At 61.1% G+C, this 25,739-nt stretch carries 24 protein-coding genes; 14 read left to right on the top strand and 10 right to left on the bottom strand.

Features of this window, described 5'->3' with window-relative positions; all coding sequences use genetic code 11:
* Positions 1-47: 47 nt before the first annotated feature.
* On the bottom strand, positions 48-1,361 hold the full coding sequence (gene wbpA, locus AC1RL5_RS24870; protein WP_072450895.1) for a UDP-N-acetyl-D-glucosamine 6-dehydrogenase: 1,314 nt from the start codon (positions 1,359-1,361) through the stop codon (positions 48-50).
* 571 nt (positions 1,362-1,932) lie between these two features.
* Here wbpA and AC1RL5_RS24865 point away from each other — a divergent pair.
* From AC1RL5_RS24865 to AC1RL5_RS24840, 6 genes are all read left to right on the top strand, one after another.
* Positions 1,933-3,144: a glycosyltransferase family 4 protein gene (locus AC1RL5_RS24865; protein ID WP_072450894.1), complete on the top strand. Its 1,212-nt coding sequence runs from the start codon at positions 1,933-1,935 to the stop codon at positions 3,142-3,144.
* A 141-nt stretch (positions 3,145-3,285) separates the two neighbouring features.
* Entirely contained in the window at positions 3,286-4,143 is an 858-nt protein-coding gene (locus tag AC1RL5_RS24860) for a dTDP-4-dehydrorhamnose reductase family protein (protein ID WP_072450893.1), read from the top strand.
* An 18-nt stretch (positions 4,144-4,161) separates the two neighbouring features.
* Positions 4,162-5,172, top strand: coding sequence for a polysaccharide biosynthesis protein (locus AC1RL5_RS24855; protein ID WP_072450892.1), 1,011 nt, complete (start codon positions 4,162-4,164; stop codon positions 5,170-5,172).
* Positions 5,165-6,292, top strand: a complete 1,128-nt coding sequence (gene wecB / locus AC1RL5_RS24850; RefSeq protein WP_072450891.1) for a non-hydrolyzing UDP-N-acetylglucosamine 2-epimerase — start codon at positions 5,165-5,167, stop codon at positions 6,290-6,292. The genes AC1RL5_RS24855 and wecB overlap by 8 nt, the downstream gene beginning before the upstream one ends.
* Before the next feature lie 336 nt (positions 6,293-6,628).
* Entirely contained in the window at positions 6,629-7,159 is a 531-nt protein-coding gene (locus tag AC1RL5_RS24845; RefSeq protein WP_041119764.1) for a DUF3592 domain-containing protein, read from the top strand.
* Between the two features lie 4 nt (positions 7,160-7,163).
* Positions 7,164-7,751 carry a hypothetical protein gene (locus AC1RL5_RS24840; protein WP_011063260.1) on the top strand — a complete coding sequence of 196 codons (588 nt, stop codon included), beginning with the start codon at positions 7,164-7,166 and terminating at the stop codon, positions 7,749-7,751.
* Between the two features lie 23 nt (positions 7,752-7,774).
* Here AC1RL5_RS24840 and AC1RL5_RS24835 read toward each other — a convergent pair whose 3' ends face one another.
* The 3 genes from AC1RL5_RS24835 to AC1RL5_RS24825 all read right to left on the bottom strand — a co-directional run bounded on the left by AC1RL5_RS24835 (position 7,775) and on the right by AC1RL5_RS24825 (position 10,410).
* On the bottom strand, positions 7,775-9,022 hold the full coding sequence (locus AC1RL5_RS24835; RefSeq protein WP_093408298.1) for a 2-aminoadipate transaminase: 1,248 nt from the start codon (positions 9,020-9,022) through the stop codon (positions 7,775-7,777).
* Positions 9,023-9,142: 120 nt separating this feature from the next.
* A complete protein-coding gene (locus tag AC1RL5_RS24830) occupies positions 9,143-9,724 on the bottom strand; it encodes a DedA family protein (protein ID WP_093408302.1) in 582 nt (193 codons plus the stop codon).
* 176 nt (positions 9,725-9,900) lie between these two features.
* Complete coding sequence (locus AC1RL5_RS24825; protein WP_072450888.1) at positions 9,901-10,410, bottom strand: DUF2938 domain-containing protein; 510 nt, start codon at positions 10,408-10,410, stop codon at positions 9,901-9,903.
* A 106-nt stretch (positions 10,411-10,516) separates the two neighbouring features.
* Here AC1RL5_RS24825 and AC1RL5_RS24820 point away from each other — a divergent pair, with 106 nt between their 5' ends.
* The 3 genes from AC1RL5_RS24820 (at position 10,517) to AC1RL5_RS24810 (ending at position 14,148) form a co-directional block, all read left to right on the top strand.
* The gene (locus AC1RL5_RS24820) at positions 10,517-11,182 is read left to right on the top strand and encodes an ArsR/SmtB family transcription factor (protein ID WP_015636898.1); all 666 of its coding nucleotides are present in this window, start codon (positions 10,517-10,519) and stop codon (positions 11,180-11,182) included.
* Between the two features lie 214 nt (positions 11,183-11,396).
* Entirely contained in the window at positions 11,397-13,445 is a 2,049-nt protein-coding gene (locus tag AC1RL5_RS24815) for a c-type cytochrome (RefSeq protein WP_072450887.1), read from the top strand.
* Positions 13,446-13,578: 133 nt separating this feature from the next.
* Entirely contained in the window at positions 13,579-14,148 is a 570-nt protein-coding gene (locus tag AC1RL5_RS24810) for a hypothetical protein (protein ID WP_011063253.1), read from the top strand.
* A gap of 9 nt (positions 14,149-14,157) precedes the next feature.
* On the opposite strand, the gene AC1RL5_RS24805 is transcribed toward AC1RL5_RS24810, so the two are convergent.
* The 3 genes from AC1RL5_RS24805 to gcvA form a co-directional block, all read right to left on the bottom strand.
* Positions 14,158-14,523: a DUF7079 family protein gene (locus AC1RL5_RS24805; protein ID WP_239690659.1), complete on the bottom strand. Its 366-nt coding sequence runs from the start codon at positions 14,521-14,523 to the stop codon at positions 14,158-14,160.
* 40 nt (positions 14,524-14,563) lie between these two features.
* On the bottom strand, positions 14,564-16,492 hold the full coding sequence (locus AC1RL5_RS24800; RefSeq protein WP_492589862.1) for an alkaline phosphatase D family protein: 1,929 nt from the start codon (positions 16,490-16,492) through the stop codon (positions 14,564-14,566).
* Positions 16,493-16,599: 107 nt separating this feature from the next.
* On the bottom strand, positions 16,600-17,535 hold the full coding sequence (gene gcvA / locus AC1RL5_RS24795; protein WP_492589860.1) for a transcriptional regulator GcvA: 936 nt from the start codon (positions 17,533-17,535) through the stop codon (positions 16,600-16,602).
* Positions 17,536-17,636: 101 nt separating this feature from the next.
* Here gcvA and AC1RL5_RS24790 point away from each other — a divergent pair, with 101 nt between their 5' ends.
* Positions 17,637-18,797 carry an MFS transporter gene (locus AC1RL5_RS24790; protein ID WP_492589858.1) on the top strand — a complete coding sequence of 387 codons (1,161 nt, stop codon included), beginning with the start codon at positions 17,637-17,639 and terminating at the stop codon, positions 18,795-18,797.
* A 98-nt stretch (positions 18,798-18,895) separates the two neighbouring features.
* On the opposite strand, the gene AC1RL5_RS24785 is transcribed toward AC1RL5_RS24790, so the two are convergent.
* Positions 18,896-19,225, bottom strand: a complete 330-nt coding sequence (locus AC1RL5_RS24785; RefSeq protein WP_015636890.1) for a hypothetical protein — start codon at positions 19,223-19,225, stop codon at positions 18,896-18,898.
* Between the two features lie 167 nt (positions 19,226-19,392).
* On the opposite strand from AC1RL5_RS24785, the gene AC1RL5_RS24780 reads away from it, so the two are divergent.
* From AC1RL5_RS24780 to AC1RL5_RS24765, 4 genes are all read left to right on the top strand, one after another.
* Positions 19,393-20,103 carry a response regulator gene (locus tag AC1RL5_RS24780; RefSeq protein ID WP_093408324.1) on the top strand — a complete coding sequence of 237 codons (711 nt, stop codon included), beginning with the start codon at positions 19,393-19,395 and terminating at the stop codon, positions 20,101-20,103.
* Positions 20,100-21,440: an ATP-binding protein gene (locus AC1RL5_RS24775; RefSeq protein ID WP_492589856.1), complete on the top strand. Its 1,341-nt coding sequence runs from the start codon at positions 20,100-20,102 to the stop codon at positions 21,438-21,440. Before AC1RL5_RS24780 ends, AC1RL5_RS24775 begins: the two co-directional genes overlap by 4 nt.
* Before the next feature lie 455 nt (positions 21,441-21,895).
* The gene (locus tag AC1RL5_RS24770; RefSeq protein WP_103407157.1) at positions 21,896-22,609 is read left to right on the top strand and encodes an acid phosphatase; all 714 of its coding nucleotides are present in this window, start codon (positions 21,896-21,898) and stop codon (positions 22,607-22,609) included.
* 59 nt (positions 22,610-22,668) lie between these two features.
* Positions 22,669-24,024: an OprD family outer membrane porin gene (locus AC1RL5_RS24765; protein ID WP_492589854.1), complete on the top strand. Its 1,356-nt coding sequence runs from the start codon at positions 22,669-22,671 to the stop codon at positions 24,022-24,024.
* Positions 24,025-24,040: 16 nt separating this feature from the next.
* Here AC1RL5_RS24765 and AC1RL5_RS24760 read toward each other — a convergent pair whose 3' ends face one another.
* Positions 24,041-24,778, bottom strand: a complete 738-nt coding sequence (locus AC1RL5_RS24760; RefSeq protein WP_207239617.1) for a hypothetical protein — start codon at positions 24,776-24,778, stop codon at positions 24,041-24,043.
* 49 nt (positions 24,779-24,827) lie between these two features.
* Entirely contained in the window at positions 24,828-25,673 is an 846-nt protein-coding gene (locus AC1RL5_RS24755; protein ID WP_011063241.1) for a helix-turn-helix domain-containing protein, read from the bottom strand.
* Positions 25,674-25,739: the final 66 nt, after the last annotated feature.

Raw genomic sequence — 25,739 nt, 5'->3', positions numbered from 1 at the left:
ATTGCCCCCCTATTACGCGCATTTCCCTGCAATGGGTCGTGACTCGGTCAAGCCTTGATGACGTTGCTCGCAGCGGTACGGTATTTGCCGCGACTATCGATGATCAATTGCGCATGAGCCTTGATCAATTCGTAATCGAATTTGTCATGATCTGTCGCCAGTACCACTGCGTCGAATGCAGCCAGGTTCTGAGCAGTCAACGGTTCGCTGCTCAGTTCAAAATGGTGTTCGCGCATTTTTGGGAACACCGGAACATGTGGGTCGCTGTAGGCCACGATACCGCCCTTGGCCTCGATCAGCTCCATGATCTCTACGGATGGAGATTCACGCATGTCATCCACGTTCTTCTTGTAGGCGATGCCCAGAACCAGGACCTTGCAACCTTTGAGTGCCTTGCCGCTGTTGTTCAGGCCGTCCATCAGCTTGCTCAGAACGTACTCGGGCATTGCCTTGTTGACTTCACCGGACAATTCGATAAAGCGCGTATGCAGACCATATTCGCGAGCCTTCCAGGTCAGGTAGAAGGGGTCGATGGGAATGCAGTGGCCGCCCAGGCCGGGGCCAGGGTAATAGGCGGTGAAACCGAAGGGTTTGGTGGCTGCAGCATCGACGACTTCAAAGATGTCGATGCCCATGCGATCGGCCACGACTTTCATTTCATTGACCAGGCCGATATTGACTGCGCGGTGAATGTTCTCAAGCAGCTTGGTCATTTCCGCAGCTTTGGTGGAGCTTACAGGCACGACCTGGTCGATTGCCTGTTCATACAGCGCTATGCCTACTTCAAGGCAACCAGGCGTATGACCGCCTATGACCTTTGGAATAGTACGGGTTTCAAAGTTGGCGTTGCCCGGATCTTCCCGTTCAGGCGAATACACCAGGAAAATGTTCTCACCCACGACTAGACCATTCTCTTGCACGCGAGGCAGTAACTCCTCTTCCGTGGTTCCCGGATAGGTAGTGCTTTCCAAGGAGACCACTTGACCTGCACGCAGATATGGCTTGAGGGCATTGGTTGTGTTGATCACGAAGCTCATGTCCGGCTCGCGATATTTGTTCAGCGGTGTCGGCACGCAAAGGATCAGAGCATCACACTCACTGGCACGCTGAAAGTCGGTAGTCGCTTCAAACCCTGAGCTTCTGGCGTGGCTGATGTGTTCGCTGGCAATGTGTTCTATATAGCTACTGCCAGCGTTGAGCTTGGCTACCTTGGAGTCATCGATGTCGATACCCAGCACCCGGAAGCCGATAGCGTTGTAACGCAACATCAGCGGCAAGCCTACATAGCCTAGGCCTACGATGCCAATCAAGGCTTCCTTGTTCTTGAACTTGGCGATGCTGGTTTGTTTTTGGTCAGGCATTTGGGCTCCGATGTAATACCAGGGTTGATGCATGCAGCAGCTGTTCCGTTACTTTTTTTGCTGGAAGCGGGCTAAATAGTTCTTTCCCTTACACTCATGGACATCAGGCCTGTAAAGCGTGCGATGAACAGGCGATCAACTCATTTAACCCGCGCTTAAGCTGGCAAGAAACAGAATGCTCCATCGTCCGACAGCCAAGCAATCGGAGGTGTCGCTCGTGGTGTATGCAGCTAAATTGGGCGCGATTCTACACTGGCAAGGCGTCTCGAGCGACAGGTTGTAAGCATTTACTCCATTCCCAGTCTCCGTGCCGCTGGCTAGCTCCTGTCAATCGAGGAAAGTAAAATCTCCTTGCTGCTGTGGAAGCGCCTGTGGTCCCATCGCGGGCAATCAGCAAGGGTTCATGTTGCCGACAGGTTGCTGATGCTTCTTCCTTTGGGCTCGTTCATGAGTGCAGCTTCCGATGAGTGGCGATAGGCTAATTGAATCATCGTCCCGATGCTTTCCTTGGACGTAGCCGGGCATGCCGTGTTGGAAGGTATTTATTTTCACAGATTAGAAAGTGAACTCTTTGAAGTTATTAATTTTTTCTCAATACTTTAGTCCTGAGAACTTCATCATCAACGATATAGTTCGGACGCTAGTTGCTCAGGGGCACGAGGTAGTAGTTGCTACCGGGAAGCCTAATTATCCAGATGGTCGAATATTTACCGGATATCGTGCGTGGGGTTGTCAGCGCGAAAGTTATCTCGAATCTGTTGATGTGCTACGCGTTCCCCTTTGGCCCCGCGGAGAGGGGGGCGCGAAAAACATGGTACTTAACTACCTGTCGTTCGTATTTGCAGGTTTGATATTTTTTCCATGGATGTTACGCAAGCGTGAGTTCGATGCGATTCTGGTGTTCGCTCCTTCCCCCATCACCCAGGCGATTCCAGCGATTCCTATCAAGTGGTTGAAGGGCGCGCGGCTGGCCCTGTGGATTCAGGATCTGTGGCCAGAAAGTCTTGCGGCCACTGGATTTGTGAAAAACCCCTATCTGTTGAAGATGGTTGGCTGGATGGTGCGCGGAATATATGCAGGTTGTGATCGACTGTTGGTTCAATCCAATGCCTTTGTCGACTCGGTTGCCAGCTATGCGCCCAGGAATAAGATTACCTATTACCCGAACTCAGTGGATGCCCAGGCCTTCAATGCGGAAGTCGCAATTGACGAGTCTTTAACGCGGGTCCTTAACGACCACTTTTGCGTGGTGTTCGCTGGTAATCTCGGAACAGCTCAGGCCTTGGAGACATTACTGGAGGCAGCAAAGCAATTGCGTGATGAGCCAGGCATTCGGCTGGTGTTGATAGGCAGTGGCAGTCGGTTGGAATGGCTAAAGGAGCAGAAGCAGCTTCATGTGATGGACAATCTGATTCTTCCCGGACGTTTCCCTGCCTTGGCAATGCCGGCTGTCTTTGCACAGGCTGGCGCGTTGCTGGTGTCACTCAACGATGAAAGCATTTTTGCCCAGACTATCCCCAGCAAGGTCCAATCCTATTTGGCGGCTGGTAAACCAATCATTGCCAGTCTAGATGGTGAAGGTGCTCGGGTAATCCAGGAGGCGCGGGCCGGGCTGACCAGCCCAGCGGAGCAAGTGGCTCCACTGGTCGCCAACATACGTGAGATGTATGGCTTGAGCGATGCTCAACGTGAGGAAATGGGGCGTTGCGGACGGGACTACTTTGCCGCCCATTTTGAAATGGGCCAGCAAGTTCGGTATCTGGTCGAGCTGCTGGGGGCTTGATAGGCACTGGCTGGCATTGTGCTTTTCCAGGCAGTGCTATTTTTTGTCCGTTGCTGGACAATGTGCCGATTTTGAGAGGCTGATGGCCTTTCGGTCCCTTGTTGGTGCGGTCGGGATAAACTCAAGGTCTGAGTCATATTTATGAAGGTATTGGTGTTAGGTATTACCGGTATGTTGGGTAGTACTGTCTTTAAGGTGTTCAGTCAGGATCCACAGCATGAAGTCTGGGGCACGGTGCGCAGCCTGTCCGCCCTGCGACATTCTTCTGTAGCCGACCTTTCCCGCGTCCTGTCTGGTGTCGATGTGCTGGATCAGGATGCATTGACAGCTGCAATGCTTCGGGTCCGCCCGGATGTAGTGATCAACTGTGTAGGGCTGATCAAGCAACTTGCCGATGCCAAGGATCCGCTAACTGCGCTCCCAATCAATGCCATGCTGCCCCACAGGTTGGCGAAGCTTTGTGCTCTAAGTGGCGCACGCCTGCTGCATGTCAGTACCGACTGCGTGTTCTCCGGTCGTAAGGGGGGCTATCTGGAAACGGATGTTTCCGACGCTGAGGATCTGTACGGGAAGTCCAAGTACATAGGTGAACTGCATGAAGAGCCCCATGCGATCACCTTGAGAACGTCAATCATTGGTCATGAATTGAGCTCCGATCATTCTCTTGTGGATTGGTTTCTGAGTCAGCAAGGCAGTGTGCGAGGGTTTAGTCGTGCCATTTTTTCCGGGTTGCCTACAGTAGAGCTTGCCCGGGTGATGAAAGACTACGTCTTGCCGCATCCGCAACTTAATGGGCTGTATCATGTTGCTGCAGAGCCCATTGCCAAGTCCGATCTGTTGGCGCTGATTGCCCGGCAATATGAGAAGACAATTGATATACATCCAGATGCCAAACTAGTGATCGATCGTTCACTCAATAGCGAGCGATTTACTCATGCTACTGGATACAAGGCTCCATCCTGGCCTCAGCTCATTGAGCTGATGCATGCCAATCGCTAAAAAAATTGGAAGGTGTACATGTTCGACGACAAGGTATTGATGATCACCGGTGGAACCGGTTCTTTCGGTCATACGGTCCTCAAGCGTTTTCTCAATACCGCCGTGCGTGAAATTCGCATCTTCAGTCGCGATGAGAAGAAGCAAGAAGACATGCGAATTGCCCTGGCCAATGACAAGGTCAAATTCTATATAGGTGATGTTCGCAACTACGACAGCCTGGCCCAGGCCATGGTCGGCGTCGACTATATCTTTCATGCCGCGGCATTGAAGCAAGTACCGTCCTGTGAGTTCTATCCGATGGAGGCTGTACGTACCAACGTACTGGGGACCGAGAATGTCCTCAATGCCGCCATAGCTACCGGTGTCCAGCGGGTTGTCGTGCTAAGTACCGATAAAGCCGTCTATCCGATCAATGCCATGGGTATTTCCAAGGCGATGGCCGAGAAGCTGATGGTTGCCAAGTCGCGGATGATACCGGCCAAGGGGCCTATCATCTGTGCGACCCGCTACGGTAACGTCATGGCCTCTCGTGGTTCGGTGATTCCGCTTTTTGTCGATCAGTTGCGTTCGGATGAAGCTTTGACCGTGACCGATCCGGAAATGACTCGTTTTCTGATGTCCTTGGAAGATTCGGTCGATTTGGTTTTGCATGCTTTCGAGCATGCACAACAGGGCGATCTGTTTATCCAGAAGGCACCGGCATCCACCGTGGGGGATCTGGCTGAGGCGCTCAAGCAGCTTTTCGGCAAGAGCAATGAGGTCAGGGTTATTGGTACCCGTCACGGTGAGAAACTGTATGAGTCTCTAGTCTCCCGTGAAGAGATGGCTAAAGCCGAGGACATGGGGCGTTATTACCGGATACCTGCGGATAACCGCGACTTGAACTACAAGAAGTATTTTGTTGAAGGCGAGCAACGTATCTCCGAGCTCGACGACTACACCTCGCACAATACCTCGCGCCTCGACGTACCAGGCATCAAGGAGTTGCTGCTCAAGCTCGACTACATCAAGGAGCAACTCGATGCTTAAGGTCATGACACTGGTCGGTACCCGCCCCGAACTGATCAAGATGAGCCGGGTGATCGCCGAGTTGGACCGCCAAGTCAACCACATATTGGTGCATTCGGGGCAGAACTACGATTACGAGCTCAATCAGGTTTTCTTCGATGACCTGCAGATTCGCAAGCCGGATCACTTTCTCGGTGCAGCAGGGGAGACCGCTGCTCAGACTATCGCTGAAGTCATCGCCAAATCTGACGCGATCTTTGAGTTGGAAAAGCCCGATGCGCTACTCCTTTATGGCGATACCAATACCTGCCTGGCAGTCATCGCTGCAAAGCGCCGCAAAATTCCAGTGTTCCATATGGAGGCAGGCAACCGCTGCTTCGATCAACGAGTTCCAGAAGAGCTCAATCGCAAGGTGCTAGACCATCTCAGCGATATCAACATGGTATTGACTGAACATGCCCGTCGGTACCTCATCGCTGAGGGGATTCGTCCGGAAACCATCATCAAGACTGGTTCGCACATGCAAGAAGTCCTCGACTATTACATGCCGGGGATTGAAAGCTCGCAGGTGCTTGCCCGAAGTGGTCTGGAGCAGGACAAGTTCTTTGTCGTCAGTGCGCATCGTGAGGAGAACGTCGATACCGCTGACAACCTTCGGGACTTGCTGGATACCTTGCGGGCTCTGGCCAATCACTATGGGTTCCCACTGATCGTTTCGACTCACCCGCGCACCCGCAAGCGCCTTGAAGCGTTGGGGGAGAGCCTTGAACATCCTTTGATTCGCTTCGTCAAGCCTTTCGGCCTGCTGGATTACATCAAGTTGCAGATGTCGGCGTTCTGTGTGCTTTCCGATAGCGGCACCATTACCGAAGAGGCGTCGCTACTGAATCTGCCGGCGGTGACCTTGCGTAATGCTCACGAGCGTCCCGAAGGAATGGATGAAGGAACGCTGGTCATGAGCGGCCTCAAGCGAGAGTCGGTCATGGATGCTGTACGCGTTGTAACCAGCCAGCACTCTCGTGACCAGCGCAACGTTCCTCTGGTACAGGACTATCAAGGTGGTCCTGTTTCTCTGCAGGTGGTCCGTGTGGTTCTGAGCTACACCGACTACATCAACCGTACCGTATGGCGTAAAGACTGAGTTCAACAGGTTTAGCCGGAGCCTGAGGTGGGCTGCGGCTAAGACACTGTTGGTGGGAACAAGGTTTTTCTTGTTCCTGGTGTTGGACAGTCCGATATGACGTCTTTCAGCGCCTGTTTTTCGCGCAAATCTTCATGTCGGGACAAGGCGCAGCTCGCCAGCAATTTCCCCTGTTGTGTTGAAAAAAAAACGCCGGGAGCAGGTCCGGGGCCTGGAACTTCCGCCGGTATTTGCGGACAAATTCCTCCAGGGCAATGCCCGTCGGAAATTCGGTTTGCAAGCGCTGGTGATAGGCGTTCAGGCCGCTTTCCGGGGTGCCTGAACGCCGTTGCCGGAATGCGCTTGCGCCGCGGCAGTGGTTTTTCTGGAGGCAGGTTTCTTGTTATCGTGGCCTCCCTCTTTCACGGACGAATATCGAGACAGCCCATGGCTAACTCCACCCCGTCACGCTTCGGCAAGATCCTCCAGGGTCTGCTGTTCGCCCTGATCGGCATCGGCCTGTTGGTCATCGCCGTCAATCTCACTCTTGATCGCCGCGAGTTCCTCGCCAGTGCCCAGACCGCCGACGGTATCGTCAGCGATTTGAATGCCGGGGGGTCGCACCCCGAGATCGCCTTCACCAGCAGTACTGGTGAGAAGATTTCCTACCCCCAGGGTGGCTTTATCTTCGGCTACCAGAAGGACCAGCCGGTGCGGGTGTATTACCAGCCCGAGCGGCCGGCCAACAGCGCAATCATCGACGACCCGGCAGCACTCTGGGCCACCCCGGGTGTGCTCGGCCTGATCGGTCTGGTATTTACCCTGGCCGGCCTGGTGGGTGTCATCAGCCAGCGCGGACGAGCCACCCAACGAGCAAAAGGACTTTGACCCCATGAACCTCAGCATTCCGATTCCGGTCAACGAAAGTAAATGGCTGTACCAGACCGCCAGCGGCGGCGGCCTGACCGTAGCCCTAGTGGCGGGTAGCGGCGGCTCGATCATCCTGCGTTCACCCCAGGGCAAGGATGTCAGCTATCGCTACGGCGGCCTGGGGGTGGGCGCCGGTTTTGGTGCGCGCCTGCCGCGTTTCGGCAAGGTCAATATCCAGGTCAAGGGCAAGAGCGTTGGAGGCGCAGGCGCGGCGGAGGCTTTTCCCAGCACCGGTAAGGTGTTTGTTAGCGATGCTCTGCGCAGCAGCGACCTGACGGAGGACGACATCACCGGCCCTTGCATGTACACCGAAGTGGGTGCAGGGCTGGTGGTGGGTGGTTCGGCCACGGCCTTGCTGTTCGGCTTGGACCCCAAGCTGCTTGCTATGGCGGTGGCCCTCAACTCCAGCCCGGTGACCTCGATCATCGCTTCGTCCCGGGTCAACGAACAGTTGATGCGCTCGGCCAAGGGCGCGTTGGTGATGGCGGGGATGAACGCCGGCGTACAGGCAGGTGGTGGCGCGGCGATCTACATGGGCTATCTGTTCTAGCCACGGAGCCGGCGCGCCGGGAATCACAGGCGCGCCAGGCATTCCTGGAGAATATCCAGGCCCTCCTCGAAGATTTCAGGCTCGGTGGTCAAGGGCGCCAGCAGGCGAATGATGTGCCGCGACTTGCCGCTGGGCATCAGCAGCAGACCTGCATTCCGGGCGCTGCCTAGCAGCGTGCTCAGTTGCTCTGGCGCCGGTTCGCCCCGGGCATTGACCAACTCGATGCCGCGCATGGCTCCCACCCCCGTCAGGCGGCCCAGGAAGGGGCAGAGCCCACTGCTTTTCCAATGCTCATAGCGTTGCACGATCGCCCGCTCCTGGCGCTCGCCCCAGGCTTGCAGGTGCTCGTCGGTCATTTCATCCAGGGTCGCGAGCGCCGCCGCGCAGGCGATCGGGTTGCCCGAGTATGTGCCCCCCAGGCCGCCCTTGGGCAGCACGTCCAGCAATGCCTTGCGACCCACCACGGCGCCCAGTGGAACCCCGCCGCCAATGCTCTTGCCCAGCAGGATCAGGTCCGGCTCGATGCCCAGGCGGGAGAAGGCAAAACGCTGCCCGGTGCGGCCGAAGCCGGACTGGATCTCGTCGGCGATCAGCAAAATGCCATGTTCATCGCAGAAGCTGCGCAAGGCTCGGGCGAACGTGGCGTCCAGGGCCAGGAAGCCGCCTTCGCCTTGCACCGGCTCAAGGATGAAGCAGGCCACTTCCTGTACATCGATCTCCACGCTGAACAGCCGACGCAATGCTTTCAGCGCTTCTTCGCAACTGACGTCGTTGTCGGCGCTGGGGTAGGGCAGGTGGTACACAGGCCCGGGTAGTACACCGACCTTCTGCTTGTAGGGCGCCACCTTGCCGTTGAGGTTGAGGGTGGCCAGAGTGCGCCCATGGAAGCCTCCGTCAAAGGCGATCACCGCGCTGCGCCCGGTAGCTCCCCGCACGATCTTCAGGGCGTTTTCCGCGGCCTCGGCGCCGCTGTTGGTGAGCATGCCGCTGACCGGGTAACTCACCGGGATGAAGTTCGCCAGGCGCTGCATGAACTCGATGTAGGGCCCGTGAGGCGCAGCATTGAAGGCGTAGTGGGTGAGCCGGGTGGCCTGCTGCTGGATGGCTGAGACTATGCGTGGGTGGCAGTGCCCGAGGTTGAGCACGCCGATACCGCCGACAAAGTCGATGTAGCGCTTGCCATCGATGTCCCAGACCTCGGCGTTGCGTCCGTGGCTGAGGCGGATCGGGTGGACGGTGGAGATCGAACGGCTGATGTTCTCGTGGCTCATGGATGCGGGCTCTGGGTGCCGGAAACAAGCCGTTATCTAAGCCGGGGCCGGGGGCCCTGGACAAACGAAATAAAGTCGCCGGGTCAGTATGAAAATTCCCGATGTGCCGAAGCGGTTGTCTCAGTGCTGCTGGGCCTTGTGCCCATTACGCAAATGCCGCACCAGTGCCGCAAGAACCACCAGCGCTATCACCCCGAGGAAGATCGGCAGGCGATAGGGTTTCAGGTCGCCAAGAAAATGCTGCAAGGCTTCGCCGGCCCAGTAACCGGCGCTGACGAACAAGATGGCCCATACCGCAGCCCCCAGCACATTGAGCAGGGCGAAACGCCAGGGTGCCAGGCCACTGGCGCCGATCACCATCGGGCCCACCAGGCGCATGCCGTAGAGAAAGCGCACGGCGAACACCGAAGTCGAGGGGTAACGCCGGATCAGGCCCTGGACCCGTTCGATGGCCGCCTGGTGACGCTTGAGCTTGGGCAGCAGGCGCGCCCCGCCATAGCGCCCGGTCCAGAACAGCAATTGATCGCCGAGGATGCCTCCCAGGGTGGCCCAGCCGATCACCTGCAACCATTGCAAGGTGCCCTGGTGCGCGGCCATGCCGCCGAGGATCAGTACGGTTTCACCTTCCAGCAGGCAACCGATGAAAATCACCCAATAGCCGTAGGCGGCGATCAGCGCGTTAAGGTCGAGGTGTTCGAGCATGGTTATCCAGTTCCGTATTTGAAGTCCGCCATGACTTCGAGTCGTCATCCTGGCTTTGAGTGCCTTTTTTCTTGCGCCGCGGTGTAACGTCCAGGCTGCGCATCTGCGGGAGTTTGAACGGGTTCCCGGCTTGCGAGTCGAGAATCGGGTCTAGTGGGCACTGCTTGAGGCGCCGATCACGCCGTCTGCCCCAACAGCCATGCCCAGAACATCCCCGCGCCATACAACCCCAGCCCGAACACCGAATGCGCGATCAGGCTGCGCAGCCGGGCCACATTCGGTTTGGGCATCTTGCTCGCCGCCACTCCCGCGCCCATGCCCGGTTGCATCAGCAAGAACGGTGCAGCCACCGTCAGCACGCCAATGAGCAAGGCCGGTGCCAGGGTTGGCTGTTGTGCCCATTGCAGGCCGCAGGCCAGCAGCAACAGGGCGGCAAACAGGACGCCGATCAGATAGTGGGCCAGCCAGCCCAGGGCCCGTTCCCCCGGAACCGGGCCGGCTTGGGCAATGCTCTGGTGCAGGAACTGGCCCCGAGGAAAATGCCCGATCCAGCGTCCGACCATGGCCCAGTTGGGGCCAGGAATGTTCAACACTCGCGCCAGAAACAGCGTCCACAAATCAAGGACCAAGGTAGCGCCGACACCGATCAGCAGTGCCGGTAAAATCAACGCCATGAACTCATGCATAAAGACTCCTGGGTATGGATGGCTGCACTTCAGCCTCGGCTATGGGTGTGATAATGTTTCATTCAATAAAGTGATTGAATGATCAATAAAGCAGCAGGAGCTGTCAATGACCGATTCGATTTCCCCTCAACAGCCTCTGGCGGACATGGCCGAGCTGGCACGTATTCTCGGCCACCACCACCGCCTGATCCTGCTGGAGCACATTGCTCGTGGCGAGCAGCCGGTGGAGCGCCTGGTGGAAGCCTCGGGACTCTCGGTGGCCAACACCTCGCAACATTTGCAACAGCTGCGCCGGGGCGGTTTCGTGCAGACCCGGCGCGACGGCAAGCGGGTGCTCTATAGCCTCAGCCAGGGGCCGTTGGCCGCACTTCTGGGGGGCTTGCGCCAATACGTCGATTACAACCACGGGCAGATCCGTGAGCTGCTGGCCGACAGCGAGCAGCAGCCGGGGCGCCTGGAAGGCATCTCCCGGGAAGAGCTGCGCCAACGCCTGCAGGAGGGCGGCATGACCCTGCTGGACGTGCGCTCGCCGCAGGAGTTCGCCCTTGGGCATTTGCCGGGGGCAATCAATATCCCGGTGGAAGAGTTGGAGCAGCGTCTGGCCGAGTTGCCCGCGGGCCAGGAGTTGGTGGCTTACTGCCGCGGGCCCTACTGCGTGCTGTCACACAATGCCGCGGCCTTGCTTCGCGCCAAGGGTTTCAGGGTGCGGCGCCTGGACGATGGTTTCGTCGATTGGCAGGCCGCCGGCCTAGGGGTGGAAACCACCCGGTAAAAGTGTCGCAGAGTCGGCCATACAGGACATTGCCTATAGGGCCATGATCCATATCAACAGGGTTTTCAGAAAAATCCGCTACAAGGGCATCAGGCTCGGACCCACAAGGTATCGAGCCCCGGGCCTGTACCGTGAAGGCCGGGATAACCAATAAAAACCTTTGTGGATATCGGCCGAGGGGACCACCCCAGGCGGATTTTAAAGGAATAACCTGATGGCTTTTTCTCTGTCACGCCTGTGCCTTCTGGGCGCTGCGTTGCTCTGCGTACCCCTACTGCATGCCAGCGAGCCGACCCCGGCAGCGGCGGCCTCCACCCCAGATTCCGAGTTGATCCAGCGTGGCCAGTACGTGGCCCAGCTCGGCGACTGCATTGCCTGCCACACCGCCAAGGGCGGGGCCACCATGGCCGGTGGCCTGGAGCTGAAGACGCCCATGGGCACCATCTACTCCAGCAACATCACCCCGGATAAAGACACCGGTATCGGCAGCTACAGCTTCGAAGCATTCGACCGCGCCATGCGCGAAGGCGTAACCCCTGACGGCAGTCATTTGTACCCGGCCATGCCCTATCCGTCCTACGCCAAGATGACCGAAGAGGACATGCGCGCCCTCTACGCCTACCTGATGCACGGGGTGGAACCCGTAGCCCAGGGCAACCTGGAAGCCGACATGGGGTTCCCCTTCAACCAGCGCTGGGGCCTGTGGTTCTGGAACCTGGTGTTCGTCGACAAGCAGCCCTTCAAGCCTGACCCGGCCAAGGACGAACAGCTCAATCGCGGCGCCTACCTGGTCCAGGGCCTGGGCCACTGCGGTTCCTGCCATACCCCGCGGGGCATCGCCTTCCAGGAGAAGGCCATGAGCGACAGCGAATCCGGCGGCCAGCACTACCTGGCCGGCGAGACGGTGGAAGAGTGGCGAGCCCTGAGCCTGCGCAACCTGTGGACCGTGGAGGACACGGTGCAGTTGCTCAAGACCGGGCAGAACCGCTTTGCCACGGTGTCCGGCAACATGGCCGACGTGATCCACCACAGCACCCAGCATTTCACCGACGCCGACCTGACGGCCATCGCCGCGTACCTCAAGTCCCTGCCGGCCGGCAAAGATGACCTGCCCATGCCTTCGGTGGCACTGACCCCGGCGGCCCCGCCAAACAACCTGTTCACCTCCCGTGGCGGCCTGGGCTACGCGCAGTTTTGTTCCGACTGCCACCGCCAGGATGGCGCCGGCGTGCCGCAGATGTTCCCGTCCCTGGCCGGCAACCCCAGCGTCGCCTCGGCCAACCCGACTTCCTTGCTGCACATCACCCTGACCGGCTGGAAGACCGCCCAGACCGCCGCCCATCCACGGGTTTACACCATGCCCGGCTTTGCCCAGCTGGCCGATGGCGAGATCGCCGAGATCCTCAGTTTTGTCCGCAGCAGTTGGGGCAACAACGGCTCCGCCATCAGCGCCGAGCAAGTGAAGAAGATGCGGGCGCAACTGAGTCCGCAAGTGGAAAGCACTCTGTTCGAAACCCCGCGCCTGGCCAACCTGCTGGCGGCGCCGAATGCCGAACAAGTGGTGCGCGGCATGCGCCTGCACCTGGAAACCAAGGCCCTGCTGCCGGACAACGTCGGCAACTCGCTGAACTGCACCAGTTGCCACCTCAACGCCGGCACCGTGGCCGACGGTTCACCCTTTGTCGGCGTCTCGGCGTTCTTCCCCGGCTACGCGCCGCGGGCGGGCAAGACCATCACCCTGGAAGAGCGCATCAACGGCTGCTTCCGCCGCTCCATGCACGGCAAGCCGCTGCCGGTGAACGGCGCCGACATGCAAGCCATGGTGGCCTACTTCGAGTGGATGAAAATGAACACCCGCCCAGAAGACAAGGTGGCCGGGCGCGGTGTGGGCAAGATCGACCCGGCCCTCAAGCCCAATGCTGACAATGGCAAGCAGGTGTACGCCAAGCAATGCGCGGTGTGCCACGGCGCGGATGGCGAAGGCCTGAAACGCGCCGACGGCAGCCTGATCTTCCCGCCGCTGTGGGGCGATCAATCCTTCAACATCGGTGCCGGCATGGCCCGCACCTACACCGCGGCGGCCTTCGTCAAACGCAACATGCCGATTGGCTTCCACGAGAAGTTCCCCCTGGGCCAGGGCGGCCTCTCGGACCAGGAAGCCCTGGACGTGGCCGAATACTTCTCCCACCAGCCGCGCCCGGACTTCCCGGACAAGGTCAAGGACTGGCCCAACGGCGGCCGCCCGGCGGACGCCCGTTACTGAGGGCTTGACCCTGTAGTCGCCTTGAGCTGCGGCTACAGGCCCCCGCAGAAAAATCTGCCGGCGCGCCCTGGCGCCGAGGTAGGATTGCCATCCTTTGCGTCAGCCTTCGCTGTCGGTCCTTCAAGGATGAATCATGCGGTTTCGCTCGATCCTGTTGCTGAGCCTGTCCCTGGGGCTCAGCGGTTGTGCCTTTGTTTCCGCGCTCAAAGCGACCACCGTCAGCTACCGGGTGCCGGCCGATGCCGGTGACACCGCACTGATCCGCATCGTCGCCCAGGGGCTGGTGCGGGGTGTGCCCTACAGCGATTGCATCGACTGGCGCAAACCGAGCTCCGGGCTGATGGTTCGCCCCCATCGCGGCATTGCCAATCCCAATTTCCGCAACCTGGGCATTCCCATGACGGCCGCTACCGACCGCATGCGCCGCCAGGAGGGCTTTGGTGCCAACGAACTGAAGATCCCGGCCAATCGCCCGTTCGCCTTCATGTTCTACAACACTGAACCAGGGATGGATAAGGACTACCGCGCCGTTTGCGAGCAAAGCGTGACCTTCGTGCCCGAGGCCGGCGCCACCTATCAGATGGTGTTTCTCCAGGATCAGATGTGCACCGCCATGCTGCGCAAGATCGACGACAAGGGCGAGATGCTGCCGGAGCGGGTGGCGCTGCGGCCTACCGATTACTGCAGCGCCGATGCGCGCTAGGGCAAGAACCTAGGGGCCATAGTGCTTGCAGATTTCCTCCCAGATATAGGCGCCGCGAAAGCGGATCCAGCGGATGAACAAGCGATCGCGAAAGGCCTGCCAGCGGCTGCTGCGCCGCAGTGCCAGGCTATCCTCGATTTCCTCCAGCAAGGACTCCCGCTCGAAGCCGATCCAGATCTCCGGGATCACCGACATCAGGTTGATGTAGCACACCGGCGCCACCTCTTCGTAGAGAATGCGCTCCACCTCGGCACGGTCGTAGGCCTGGGTTTCCCGGGCGATGTAGGCGTAGTCCACCTCGTTGTCGACAAAGGCGTCCGAGAGCAGGTAGCGGATGGTATCTCGCTGTACCGGGGTGATCGGGCTTGAAGGCATGTTGGGGAGGGTCCTTCCTGGTGGCCGGCGACAGCGGATTCTATCTCGGCGCAATCATCCGTGTCGGCGCCGTGCCATTGGCATTGTGTTGATAGATCGCCACGGGCTGCCCCTGCTCATTGAAAAACACCTGGCCGATCCCCGACGAGTTCCACAGCCGCTCCCCGGCCTCGGCATGCTCGGGCACATGGGGCATCACCTTCATCCGCCGGCGCTTGGTGAACCAGTTCAACGGCGAGCGCGGCGAGTAGAGCCAACGGTTGAGGCGGTCGAACCATTCCAGCAGGGCGGCGGGGAATTCGTTCTTGATGCCGCTGCTGGTGATCTGCCAGATCCGCGGGCCGCCCTGGCGGTGGCGAATCAGCACTTCGTAGACGAAGGAGTAATGCACATCCCCCGAGAGAATCACGTAGCTGCCCGGGGTTCGCGAGTGGCGGAAGATGTTCAGGATCACCTGGGCGGAACCGCGATGGGCCATCCAGTTCTCCGCGTCCACCAGCAGCGGGTAGCCGCACCAACTGAAGACCTTCTGCACCGTTTCGATCAGCTTGACGCCGAAGATCGGCGCCGGTGAAACGATGATCGCCGAGGGGTGATCCAGCAGTTCATGTTGCAGTTCGCTCAGGGCTTCCCAGTCCAGCAAACCCGAGGGCTGGCCCAGGTTGGACTCGCTGCGCCAGCGCCGGGTGCGGGTGTCCAGCACCACCAGGGCCGGGGTGCTGGGCAATACGTATTGCCACTGCTGGAAACCCAGCAACTGGTCGATCAGGTCGTTTTGGGCCTGACATTCCAGCATGCGTTCCGGAGTTTGTGCCGTGGCGCTCAAGGCCCAGGTGTGTTCCAGCAGTTGGGCGAAGGCATCCGGGTTGTTGCCCCAGCCCTGGCACAGCATGTAAGCCAGCAGCGCGTTGCCGATGATGCGCTTGGAGAAGGGATGGCCGTAGGCGGTTTCTTCCCATTGGGCGCTGAGGTTCCAGTCGTCGGTGATGTCGTGGTCGTCGAAGATCATCAGGCACGACAGGTGGGCAAAGACCCGCGCGGCACCCTTCAGGCCCTGGACAAACTCGTCGATGCGCTGCTGTTCCCGGGTGTAGCGCGTCTGTTGTTCCGTTGTCAGTCGTGGCGGCTGTGGCGTGATCAGGGTCCAGGGCAGCGGCGACCAGACCAGCAGATACATGGCCAGCACCTCGGCGAACGTCACCAGGTGGTTGTCAGCGTTGCTGCTGGTGAAGATCGGCTTTTTCACCCCGCCGAAAAACCGCTCGCGCAGGGTTTCATTGCTCTTCAGCGCCGGGAGCAATTCGGCCCGCTGGTAGTAGCTGGCGCCATGGCGGTACAGCGCCTGACTGTCGGCCACTACGGCACCGTCCAACTCTTCATCGAACAGCTCGAGGCGCTCGATCAGGGCGTGGACGGCTCGCAGCATGGGCCCGGCCACATCGTCGGCGTACACCTGGTCGCCGCTCATCATCAACAAGGCCGGGCGTTGTGCAGGCTCGGGTTGTTGCGCCAGCAGGCGGTCGACGCAGAGCAAGCCGTCAGCGGACGGGTGATGGGGCTTGCGGCAGGAGCCGTGGAGCAGGTTGTCGATGCGGCTGTGGAGCACGAACTCCGGGGTCCCGGCATCGCCATACAGCAGGTGCGGCGCCCAATCGGCAATAGCCCGGGCGCTGTCCTCGGCATCGTTGATCAGCAGGTCATAGGCGATCGTCAGGTCCAGGGGCAGGGCATCGTCCAGTGCCACATCGATCAGATGGATAAAGGCATGGCGACCGACGGGAATGACCTGGCATTGCTGCGGGTCGAGGGCCAGATCCAGGGTCGTGCTGCCAGCGGGCTGCAGGCGCAGGGTAAGCGCCAACGCCCTGGAACCCACCAGCCACAGCACCAGCCGCGTCGGCTCCAGGCGGCGCAGCAACGGGCCGGCGAGAACAGGAGGCAGGGCAGTGGGTAGCGTGGTCGGGAGCATCTGCTGCGGGATCTCTAGCGGTTGCAAAGGGGGCGAAATGGTAGCGCAGCCGATGTCGAAGAAACGTCGGTTGCGCGGGCTGGAGCAAGGCTTTTGTATCCGATTATTTATGGGCGTTGGCCCGCATTGCCCGCAAGCTGATGTACCTGATTATCCAAGGCGTCCTGGCGAATCTGCGCCAGCATCCAATCGATAAACACCTGGGCTTCGGGGGCCGCATCACTGTCCAGCGCGTAGTAATAGCGGGTCAGGGGCTGGCGCAGGTCCGGCAAGGGGCAGATCAGGCGGCCGCTGGCCAGGTCCTTGGCCAGCAACGAGGCCGGGCACAGCGCCAGGCCCAGCCCGTCGACGCAGGCCTGGAGCACGAAGTGCATATGGTCGAAATGCAAGGTCGGCGAGGTGCGCAGCGGTTTCAGGCCGCAGTGTTCCAGCCACTTCTGCCAGTCGCTGGCGCGGGTGCGGCTGACCAGCAAGGTATGTCGCGACAGATCATCGGGGCTGTTCAGTGCTGTGCTGTGCAACAGCGACGGCGCTGCCACCACCAGGATTTCGTCTTCCAGCAGGCGTTGGGGTTGCAGCGTGGTTGCCCAGCCGGAGCGGCCACGGCGAATCACCAGGTCGAAGGTTTCCTTGGCGGGATCGGGGAGCAGGGTGCTGGTCACCACCTCCGGCTGGATCTGCGGGTACAGCGCCATGAACTGCGGCAAGCGGGGAATCAGCCAGCGCACCGCGAAGGACGGTCGCACATTGACGGTGACCTTGCGCAGGGCCGCGCCGCGGCGCAGGGAGGCGGCGGCATTGGCGATCTGGGCCAGGGCCACGCTGACCTGTTCATGGAAGGCTTGCCCGGCAGGGGTGAGCACCGACTGGCGGATGCGCCGTTCGAACAGCAGCACCCCCAGGTGCTCTTCCAGCAACTTGATATGGCGGCTCACCGCGCTGTGGCTCACATGCAGTTCTTCTGCGGCGCGGCTGAAACTCTCGTGGCGAGCAGCGGCGGCAAAGGCGCGGACGGCGTTCAGGGGCGGCAGGTCAGTGATCATGTGTCTAATTTAGTCACATGTATGGCGCAATTAAAGCGTTTGTCAGTGTCGCAACAGAAGGTCACGCTGAACGCCGTTCATGACCTGCCGGTTTGCCTGCCATGCCCGATACCCACGTCCGCACCACCGATAAGGCTTCCGCCCGCGCCGCCTCGATCCTCGGCCTGTGCCTGCCCGGCGACACCTTGCTCTACCTGTTGCTGCCCATGCAGCACGAGGCCTTCGGCGTGACCCTGGCCGAAGCCGGCCTGTTGCTGGCAGCCAACCGCCTGGTGCGGATCTTCGGCTACAGCCATGTGATGCGCTTCTACGCCCGGTGCGGTGATCGCCCGGTTTGCGTATTGGCCGCCGCCACCGCCGCACTCTGTGCCCTGGGCTACGCCACCTTGTCCGGCTTCTGGTGGCTGCTGCTGTTGCGCCTGGGCTGGGGCCTGACCTACGCGGCCCTCAACCTTTCAACCCAGGTCATGGCCACCGCCGAGCCCACGGGCGCCGCCCGCCGCACCGGCCGCTCCCGGGCGCTGATCGCCACCGGGCCGATGCTGGCCTTGCCCCTGGGCGCGCTGGTCAGCGTCGAATATGGCCCGCGAGTGATCTTCCTTCTTATGGCCCTGACGTCGCTGGTCGCCCTGCTCCTGGCCTTCGGCCTGCCGAGCAAACCCCATCCACTGGCCAGTTCCAGCCGCCGTTTTCAGCGCCCCGACAGCGTGGCGCTGTGGTCCTTTATCGAAGGGCTGGTGCTGGATGGTCTGTTCATCATTGGCCTGTCGCTGCAGGCCGAGCAGCTGATGGCGGGCAATGCGGTGCTGGTGGCGGGCGGGCTTCTGGCCCTGCGCTACGTTTCGGAAATGCTCCTGAGCTCCCTGGGCGGCCTCGCTGCACAACGCTGGGGCGCGACGCGGATGTTGATCGTCTTCTCCCTGCTGACCTCTGTGGCCCTGGTGGGCTTTGGTTGCCATTGGCTGATTGTCGGCGGTGCCCTGGTGCTGGTGTTGCGGGCCCTGCAATTGCCGCTGGTGGTCACGGTGGTTGCACAGCGGCATCCGGGGACGGGCAGGGTGCGGGCCCTGGCGGCCAATGCGGTGTGGCGGGATATCGGCGCCGGGGTCGGGCCCTTGATCGCCGGCTTGCTGCTGCCGGTGGCGTCCACGGTGTGGGTGTATTCGCTGGCGGCGGGGTGTCTGGCGGTGAGTGCGTTGGCGTGTCGAGAGGTTGGTGTTCGTGGGGAGGCGGGCAGACAGGCGTCTGCCGAAGAGACTTAGGGGCGCCTCTGTGGCCACGGCCAGTCAGATCAGTTAGCGGAGTTCTGTAGGGGCGAGCTTGCGCGCGATCGTCACGAGCAAGCTCGCCCCTACAGGCCTCAGGCCGAGGCCTTGTGTTCTTCTCCGCGTTCAATGCTCTGCGGCTGGCCCTGCTCGATCACCCAGCGCAGCAGGTCGGTCACCGACACCCGATGCTTGCGCTCCACCCACTCCATGCCCTCGGGGCTGTAGTGCTCGCTGTAGCGGGTCAGCACCAGGTGATTCTGGTCTTCAGACATGCGCAGGCTGACTTCGCGGCAATGCAGGCTGGCGTTGTCGAGCTTGGTCACGCGTTGCAGCAGCATCAGGGCGTGTTGTTCGCAGGTGGGCACGGGCAGCTCCTTTGCGGCAAGAGGGGCTGGGGCCGAGGCGGGTTTGAGCAGACGCATGGTCAGGGTTCTCCAGCAAGGGGAAGCCGATGCTGGCAGGTGAACCTTGCGCAAAGATGTCTGCTTTATTGCGTGGCTGAAGGTTTGTTACCACGTTGAAATATATGACGGGCCGCGCCGAATGGTTTTAGATAACGGCTCTTTCCGACCTTGAGTGATGCCTGCTGGTGAGCCGTCTTTTGATCGTGGACGACGACATTGAAGTCCTCGCTCTGCTGAAGAAATTTTTTGTCCAACAGGGCTACCAGGTGGCCGTGGCCACCGATGGCGCTTCGCTGTGGGCGGCTCTGGAGCGGGAGGTGCCGGACCTGATCATCCTCGACCTGATGCTCCCCGGCGACAACGGCCTGACCCTGTGCCAGCGCTTGCGCCAGCAGCACGCCACGCCGGTGATCATGCTTACCGCCATGGGCGAGTTGAGCGACCGGGTGGTGGGCCTGGAGATGGGCGCCGACGATTACCTGAGCAAGCCCTTCGATGCCCGCGAGCTGCTGGCCCGGGTACGGGCGGTGCTGCGCCGGGCCGGGGAGAACCGGCCGGCGAGCGCGGACGTGCCGCGGCCGCTGATCAAGTTCGCCGACTGGCAGCTGGACCTGACCCGCCGCGAACTGCGCTCGCCGGACCAGGTGATGATTCCGCTGTCGGCAGGGGAGTTCGACCTGCTGCTGGTGTTTGTCGAGCACCCGCAACGCATCCTCACCCGCGAGCAGCTGCTGGACCTGGCCCGGGGCCAGGCCCATGACGCCTTCGATCGCAGCATCGATGTCCAGGTCAGCCGCCTGCGGCGCAAGCTGGAGTTCGACACCAAGCGCCCGGCGATGATTCGCACGGTACGCAACGGCGGCTATCTGTTCACCCCCAGCGTGACCCGTCAGTGAAGCTGATCAAGCCCTTGTGGCGTTATCGCCTGCGCGACACCGTGGCGCGCTGGATCGCCCTGACCATCATCATGGCCATGCTCACGGCCCTGGCGTTCAATGCGCTGTTCGTGCAGTTGGCCGGGGTCTGGGCTTATCCGCCACTGGCGGAAACCGGGTTGCTGGAGAAGTCCGCGGCCATCGTGCGCATGGTCGAGGCCTCGGAGCCGGGCCAGCGCTCGCGGTTGGCGGCTTCGGTCAGTACCGATCACCTGAGCATTGTCTGGCAGGCGACACGGCAGGGCCTGGATCTGCCGCTGCTGGAAGACTCCGAATACCGCGACGGCTCCGAGGCGTTTCGCGCCTTGCTCGGCCCACCGCAGCGGCATATCGAGGCCTATCAGCCCAGCGACTGGCGAAGCGACCAAGGTCGCTACGCGCTGCTGGTGCAGTTGAGCGACCAAAGCTGGCTGATGTTTTCTTCGGCGTCACGCAGTTGGGGGCTGGAGGAGGGCACGCGCAACCTGATCGTAATTGCCCTGGTGCTGATTTCCACCGGCCTGGTGGCCTTGATCGCCACTCGCCGGCTGGCCAAGCCGCTGCAGCAGTTCGCCCAGGGCGCCCGGCGCTTTGCCGTGGACTTTCGCGCGCCGCCCATCGATCCGGTGGGGCCCCACGAGATCCGTCAGGCGATTCTTGCCTTCAACGCCATGCAGGCGCAGTTGCAGCACTTCATCAAGGACCGCACCCAGATGCTCGCGGCCATCTCCCATGACCTGCGCACACCGCTGACCCGCATGCGCCTGCGCGGTGAGTTCATCGAGGATGCCGACCAGCAGCAGCGCCTGTTCCGCGATGTGGACGAGATGCAGGCGATGATCAATTCGGCCCTGGAGTTCTTCCGCGACGATGCGCGGCTGGAGCAGGCCACCCATTTCGACCTGGCCGAACTGTTGCAGACCCTGGTGGACGACTACCGCGACCAGTCCATGGAAATCCTCTTCACCGGGCCGCCGCGTCTGGTGTATTGCGGCCGGCCCCTGGGGCTCAAGCGGGTGATGACCAACCTGCTGGACAACGCGCTCAAGTACGGTGCGCAGTCAGCCATCGTGCTGGAACAGGGGGCGGATCAGGTGCGGGTACGCGTGCTCGATCGTGGCCCGGGGATTCCACCCGAGGCTCTGGAACAGGTGTTTGCACCATTCTTCCGGCTGGAGAGCTCGCGCAACAAGAGCACCGGCGGCGTGGGCCTGGGGCTGTCGGCAGCACGGGCCATTGTCCGCGAACACGGCGGCGAGTTGCGGCTGTTCAATCGTGAGGGCGGTGGGCTGGAGGCGCGGGTGGAGTTGCCGCTGTAGCCGCTGCCGCAGTTGAGGGGTTGCGTCAGAGCTCCATTGCCTCCTGCCCTGGCCCGCTAGGCTTTTTTTCAAGCTGCCCGTAGCGTGACTTGCGCCATCCTGCATTTGCAGGATGGTTTCTGCCCTGGTGCGCCGGGATACTCGATCAGGCACTACCGCGCCCCTGGGCGCACCCTCGCCGAAACCGATAACAACAAGAACGGTGGGCACCATGAACGCAACCCTGGTCGTCCGGAACGCGCCTGCCGCCTGGACATTGATCGATCCGCCTGTGCAGTACCTGGCCCCGGGCCAAGGTTCTGAACATCACGTCTTCCGCTGTTCGTCCACTGGCATGTGCCAGACATCACGGCCTCAAGCGCCGCCCTGAGTTTGTCCTTCCTGCAATCGCACTTCTCTGTCTGTGGCCTCTGTCGCGGGCCGCTATTGCTCGTCCCAAAGAAAGGATCTGCTTCATGACTGGTAAACCTTTAGCCATGCTGGGCGCTATTTTGCTGATCGTCAGTCTTGGCACTCATGCGGCGCAGCCGCCGGTGCAGCCCTACCTGGCGCCTCAGGCGCTGGATCTGGCGGCCTTCCTGCCTCCACCACCATTTGCCGGCAGCTCCGAGGACCGCCAGGACCTGGAGGCCGTACTGCTGGTCCAGGGCCAACGCACGCCGCAGCAGGTGGCGCAGGCCAAACGCGACGATCATCTGAGCGACGCGGTATTTCCCTTTGCCGGGGAGATTTTCGGGCCGCAGTTCACTCTCGACCGGCACCCGCTGACTGCGCAGTTCTTCCGCCGCACCCTCAAGGACCTGGTGCAGACCCTGATGCCTGCCAAGGCCCATTTCGCCCGCCCCCGGCCTTATGAGCTGAGCGCCGAGGTAAAGCCGGTGCTGGCGCCGCCGATGGGCGAGTCCTACCCCAGCGGGCACACCATGGATGCCTACCTGAGCGCCATTCTCCTGGCGCGGATGGTCCCGGAAAAGCGTGACGAGCTGTTTGCACGGGCCGCTGCCGCGGGGCAAAGCCGAGTGGTGGCCGGGGTGCATTACCCCACGGACCTTGAGGGGGGGCGGATCTCGGCGGTGGCCCTGGCCGTCGAGCTGCTGCACAACCCTGAGGCCCTTGACGACTTCAACCGGGCCCGGCGCGAACTGCGCGCCACCCTGGCCCTGGATTGACCTCCTATCCCTGAGCGCCGGCTACGGGCGGCGCTCCTTCACTGACAAGGAACAGTGCCATGTTCGTGTATCGCACAAGCATTGTGCTGCTGGGGTTGTGGCTGGGCCCGGGCGGTATCAGCCAGGCTGGAGATGAGGACTGGGAGGAGCTGTTCACCGAGGGCGAGGCCCGGATGTTTTTCGATAACCAGTACTTCGCCCGGGATTACCGCAACGGGCCCAACAACAGTGGCCGTAACCGCTACAAACCGCGTAGTGAGCGCAATGGTTATCGCCAGGAGTGGGGCCAGTCGGTGCAGCTGTATTACCGTTCCGGTTTTACCCCCGGGCTTCTGGGCCTGGGGTTCGATGCCTTTGCCATGCAGGCCTTCAAGCTCGACAGTGGCGGTGGGCGCACCGGCACCGGCACCCTGGCGTTGGACGGCAAGGGGCATCCGCGGGACAGCCATGGCAAGGTTGGCGGTGCCCTCAAGCTCAAGGTGGCCGAGGCACAGCTGCGTTATGGCAATTTCACCACCCAGGCGCCGGTACTGGCGGCCAACAACAGCCGGATCATTCCCGGGATGGCCTACGGCTGGCAGTTGCAGCGCGACTGGGACGGGCTGAGCCTGGAAGCGGCGCGGCTGAGTGCCTTGTCCGGCCCCACCGAAAGCAGGGCCAGAGGCGGGATTTCCACGGTATACGGACGTTTGTCCGGGGCGCGGATCAATATCGACAGCGCCCAGTACCTGGGGCTGAACTACAAGGGCGAGCAGTGGCGCGGGGCTTATTACCTGGGGCAACTGGAGGACGTCTGGACCCAGCATTACCTCAACCTGGGCCACACCCTGGAACTGGCTGGCGAGCGCAGCCTGAGCAACACCTTCAACCTGTATCGCACCCGGGATAGCGGCGCCTCGTTGTTTGGCCCCATCGACAACCTGATCGCCTCCCACGCCCTGGCGTACCGTTTCGATGCCCATCGCTTGACCCTGGCCTACCAGCGCTCGTTTTCGGATACCCCGTTCGACTACATAGGTTTCGGAGACGGCCAGACCGGGCAATCCATCGTCCTGGCCAACTCCGCGTCCTACTCGGATTTCAACGGGCCACGGGAACGCTCCTGGCAATTGCGTTACGACCAGCGCCTGGCCTGGCTTGGGCTGCCGGACCTGAACCTGGGGCTGCGTTATCAGCGGGGCTGGGGAGTGGATGGCAGTCATGCCCCGGCCAACAGCATCTACCGTGGCCTGTATGGCGAAGATGGCCGTCATCACGAAACCGACCTGGATTTGAGCTACACCTTCAGCAGCGGTTGGCTGAAGGGCCTGCACCTGCGGGCCACGCAGATCTGGCACCGAGGCAACAGCGCCCAGGCCGATGGTTCCATCGACCAGTTGCGGATTCGCGTGCAGTATCCGCTGGCGCTGTTCTGAAGGGGCGGGGTGGGACTCAGGACCAGTCGAAGCAGAACAGCACCAGCCCTTCCACCGGTTCGTAGAACATCACGATCAGGTCGGCGCCGCTGATTCCGTAGTGGCTGGCCGGTACGCTGAGCGCGTGCTCGAAGCGCCGGCCAGCGGGGCTCAAGGGCCAGACGTCGATGTCGCCGCTGTCATCCGTGGCTTCGACGATGTCCATGGGAAATTCCACGGTTTCCACCCAGTTGCCATAGCCCTCGGCGATGCCGGCCATCTGGTCGATGAAGGTCATGTGGTAGTCGCTGTCCTCCGGCCAGGTCAGGCGGCCGAGTTCCTGGTAGCGCTGGCGCGAAGCCTGGTAGGTGGCGTGCTCTTGGGCGTAATGGCGTTGCAGGCTGGCCCGCACGTTGCGCCGGGGCTCGGGCAGATCGGCATTGCCCGGGTGCAGGAAGAAGTAGCGCGGGTCGCCGCACAGGCGGTAGCGGCCGTTCTCGATCTTGAAGCCGATCCAGTTGGTCTTCAGCAGTTCGCTGCCAAAGCCGCAGTCTGCCGTCAATTCGCCTACCAGCCCCTCATCGGGTTCGATGGGGCTCAGCAGGTGCAGGCGCCCGGACCAGCCGGGGTTGATCAGGTTGGCGTCGATGGACAGCAGCGGCAGCAGGTGCTCGGTTAGTTCCTGCTGGTCGGCGACGAACACCTCCTGGGCATCGGGGTAGGCGACGGCGCCGGCCGGCAGTTGTGTGCATTCCGGGGTCTGGATCGTGGGCATGCAGCGGGTCCTTGCTCAAACGGGAACAACAGGGAAAGAAGGCCGCGCCTCAGGCGCGGCTGTTACGGAAACTGCCGGGGGTAATGCCCACCACCTTCTTGAAGGCGCGGGTCATGTGGCTCTGATCGAAGAAGCCGCAGCTGAACGAGGCTTCCGCCAGGCTGGCACCGGTGCGCAGCAGGTTCTGCACCTGGGCCACGCGCTTCTGGATCTGGTAGCTGTGGGGCGAGACGCCGACGGTCTTCTTGAACACGCGGATCAGGTAAAGCGGGTCCATGTCCACCAGTTGCGCCAGTTCTTCCAGGGGAATGTGCCGGGCGTATTCGTCTTCGAGCTTCTTCTTGATGAACTTGACGGCGCTGCGCTCGGCGCTGGCGATGGCGGCAATGGGGGCGCCGCTGCGTTCGAAGAGTTGGGTCACCAGGTCCAGGAGGATGGATTCGCGCTCCAGGCTGGGTGGGGAATTTTCGATGATCTGGTGTTGCTGGAGGAAGGTCAGGGCAAAGCTGGGGTCCAGGTTCAGGGCATTCTGGAACAGATGGATGTGCTCGGCGCCGAAGCGGCCCTGGAAAATCACCCGGTTGACCCAGCCCGGGTCGAGGTAAAGCATGCGGTACATCCAGCCCTGGTCATGCCCGGGGAGGCCGTCATGAATTTCCCCCGGGGTGATGGTGACCACGCTGCCGGCGCTGCCCAGGTAGTAGCTGCCTCTATAGAAGAGTTTTTCCACCCCGCTGCTTATAACGCCTACTGCATACCGATCATGTGAATGCCTGCCAAAAGACTGAGTGCTGTAACGCGCCGATAACAACTCACAGTCGCCTTCTGGTATTCGCCAAAACTGCACGAAATCCTTGTCTGGCCTAAAGACTTTGCCGGGTTGGTGCTCATCCATGAGTTTGTCCAGTTTTGTGCAATACGTTGGAAAAGAGGGCCGCTAAATTTAGCACCCATTTCACAA

This window comes from Pseudomonas sp. GW822-FHT06D10 (assembly GCF_058799535.1).
The sequence above is the reverse complement of the archived record's forward strand: the minus strand, read 5'-3'. Positions and strand labels throughout refer to the sequence as shown.